The organism is Synechococcus sp. R6-10 (assembly GCF_047461815.1).
Taxonomy (GTDB): Bacteria; Cyanobacteriota; Cyanobacteriia; order Thermostichales; family Thermostichaceae; genus Thermostichus.
Window position 1 is genome coordinate 1 of record NZ_JANSHW010000729.1, and the last position, 981, is coordinate 981.

The 981-nt window shown below is 62.2% G+C and carries 1 protein-coding gene; it reads left to right on the forward strand.

What is annotated here, in order from left to right; genetic code table 11:
- On the forward strand, positions 1 to 819 hold an 819-nt coding region (locus NW837_RS15605; protein WP_414332594.1), incomplete at its 5' end, for an FAD-dependent oxidoreductase.
- Between the last annotated feature and the right edge of the window lie 162 nt (positions 820 to 981).

Sequence of the window (981 nt, forward strand, 5' to 3'; positions counted from 1 at the left end):
GACATCTACACTGCCTTGGGATCCCAGGTCATCCTCATCGAAGCCCTGGAGACCCTGATGCCGGCCTTTGACCCCGATATTGCCCGCCTGGCCCAGCGGGTGCTGATTAAGCCCAGGCAAATCCAGACCTACGTGGGGATCACGGCCAAGCAGGTGATCCCTGGCCAGCCAGTAACGATTCACCTCTCCAACGGCGAGACGCTGCAGGTGGATGGCTGCTTGGTGGCTGCCGGTCGGATCCCGGTCTCAGAGGGGCTGGGCTTGGCCGAGCTGGGCATCGACACCGGCAAACGGGGGTTTATTCCTGTCGATAGCCGCATGGCCACCGATTTGCCTCACCTCTGGGCCATTGGGGATGTGACCGGCAAAATGATGTTGGCTCACGCGGCGGCAGCTCAGGGGAGAGTGGCCGTGGAAAACATCTGTGGCCGTACTGCCTACATGGACTACCTCAGCATCCCGGCCGCGGTGTTCACCCACCCGGAAATGGGTTTTGTGGGGCTGACCGAACCTCAGGCCAAGGAGGAAGGCTACAGCGTGGGCACGGTGCGCACCTACTTTGGCGGCAACTCCAAGGCCATTGCTTCGGGAGAGACAGAGGGCATGGTCAAGCTGGTCTTTGACAAGAGCACCGGCCTACTGCTGGGATCCCATATCTTCGGGCCCCATGCGGCGGATTTGATTCACGAGGCAGCTCAGGCCATTGCTCGCCGGGCCACGGTGCGAGAACTGGCCGGCTTGGTGCACGTTCACCCCACCTTGGCAGAGACGCTGGAGGAAGCCTACAAGCGGGCAACTCACGCTCTGGCAGGGCCTTAGCCAACGGCTCGGCAGAGGGTCGCCTGCCTCACTCGGTTTTGTGAGGACTCCGTCCCGCCCGCTCTGCCTCCGGCGGGGTTTACAACCAGGCTGTGAAGGGCCAGGTTCTCAGACGGGCAACCCAGCAAGATCTCCCGGCTCAAAGCGTCAAGAAGACCTTAG